Below are 1592 nucleotides of genomic sequence, written 5' to 3'. Positions count from 1 at the left end.
TGCAGCAAGGAGCCGTCAACGCCTGCCACAAAAGGGATTACCGAGGTGAAAAGCGCAATGTCTTCCACGTCAGACGGGTTCGTGACGGTCAGGGCGGTAAACTCTGCGCCCATGTCAAAGACATAGCCACGTGGGAGAAACACGGAGGTTTCGCCCACAATCACAGAGACCTCTTTGCCCTCTTTGAGCATCAAGTAACGTCCGATAGCCTGAATGTGTTGGGTTTGCCCCTGGGGCAAGTGCACATCAATCAACATGATTTATCTCCTTCCCCAAATGAAAACGACGACCACTATCGCCAGTCCGGCCACGCCATACAGCACCTTTTGCGCGTCAAGAAACTCACTGACACCGCCCGTGTTATCGTTGCGTATCGTCTTTTGAATGCCTTCCAGCAATTTGAAGTTGTTACTGGCTTGCTGACCTTGCAGACCTGCCAAGGTGTCGAGTGAGCGGTTGTTTTGGGCGGTGAACGCCTCCAGTGCCGTATCCGCTAAGGTGCTATAGGTGTCAAAGGCTTCATCGACCACACCTGCATTGACGCTTAACGCCTTGGCCGTGGTGCTTTCCACTGTCTTGACGGCGTTGTCCACACTGTCAAAGGCTTCATCGGCAAGGCCGGATGCAAAGTCAAAACTTTGCTTAATCGCCCCACCATCCAACACATTGTTGATGTTGGTATTGGTGGTGCTGCTTTGTTGTGAGCTTTTAGAACGACTCATGACAACACCTCCAACTTCACCCGAAAGGCACCGCTGTCAAACCCTTCACCGTGTATTTCCACAGGGTGATAGGGACGCCAAAAGCGCACAATGCCCTTTTCGTTGTCCGCCACATGAAACCGCACCGTCTTTGCGCCTGCGCGTTTGGCGGTGGCCAGAATGTGGTCAAGATGGTGTTTCGCTCCCTTGCCTAGGGTCGCCATCCAAACCAGCTCCGCGCCTTCACTGCGAATGACGATATCAATATCATCAAACCGCCACAGCTCGCCAAGGCTGGTGAGCTCTTGCACTATCTCAGAGGTAAAGCCCGCTTGGGTAAACCGCGCAACGTTTTCCTGTGTCCAGCTCAGGCGAACGGGGTTTATTTTTGCTTGAGCCATACCACCCCCAATATCAGCACCACAGCGGCAATGACGTATAACGCCGTATTGCTGCCGCTCGCCCCTTGATGGTTGTTAAAGGTGACGCTTCCCCCTGCGCTGCCGCCGTGAAAGTCGCCGTTCTTGGCAGAGGAAGGGCCCCCACTGATCCCCCCGCCACCGGTGGACACACCACCGCCAATGCTGGGTATCATGAGAGCCACCCTTTACGCCAAAGAATAAACAGGACAACCACCACGAGGATGAGCGTGGTATACGGTGGACGGTTAGGCTGACTGGCCGTCGCGCCCAGCGCTACCGCGTCTTTTGTCCACCATGCGCCTGTAATGAGGCCGCCTAGACCGAGAAATAACAAGGGCATCAGCGTCTCCTTATTTCTTGAAAATGATGAACAGCGCAATCAGAGCAACCAGTGCACCGCCGCCAACGAGGTAAAGCCGTTGACGCTGCGCGGCCTGTTTGTCTTCTCTGGCGGTTTGGTTGGCCGCAT

5 protein-coding genes are annotated in these 1592 nt (G+C 54.6%); all 5 read right to left on the bottom strand.

From position 1 onward, the window contains the following. Positions 1–257: hypothetical protein (locus B5D35_RS23680; protein ID WP_139367871.1), on the bottom strand; the 257-nt coding region annotated here is incomplete at its 3' end. 3 nt (positions 258–260) lie between these two features. Beyond that, positions 261–722 (bottom strand): hypothetical protein, encoded by a 462-nt coding sequence (locus B5D35_RS23675; protein ID WP_078754841.1) that lies wholly within the window; start codon positions 720–722, stop codon positions 261–263. Further along, positions 719–1102 (bottom strand): hypothetical protein, encoded by a 384-nt coding sequence (locus B5D35_RS23670; protein ID WP_078754840.1) that lies wholly within the window; start codon positions 1100–1102, stop codon positions 719–721. The genes B5D35_RS23675 and B5D35_RS23670 overlap by 4 nt, the downstream gene beginning before the upstream one ends. Then, positions 1084–1296 carry a hypothetical protein gene (locus B5D35_RS23665; protein WP_078754839.1) on the bottom strand — a complete coding sequence of 71 codons (213 nt, stop codon included), beginning with the start codon at positions 1294–1296 and terminating at the stop codon, positions 1084–1086. The genes B5D35_RS23670 and B5D35_RS23665 overlap by 19 nt, the downstream gene beginning before the upstream one ends. Continuing rightward, a complete protein-coding gene (locus B5D35_RS24505) occupies positions 1293–1463 on the bottom strand; it encodes a hypothetical protein (protein WP_157828499.1) in 171 nt (56 codons plus the stop codon). The genes B5D35_RS23665 and B5D35_RS24505 overlap by 4 nt, the downstream gene beginning before the upstream one ends. Between the last annotated feature and the right edge of the window lie 129 nt (positions 1464–1592).

The organism is Enterovibrio nigricans DSM 22720 (assembly GCF_900167155.1).
GTDB classification, from domain to species: domain Bacteria; phylum Pseudomonadota; class Gammaproteobacteria; order Enterobacterales; family Vibrionaceae; genus Enterovibrio; species Enterovibrio nigricans.
The sequence above is the reverse complement of the archived record's forward strand: the minus strand, read 5'-3'. Positions and strand labels throughout refer to the sequence as shown.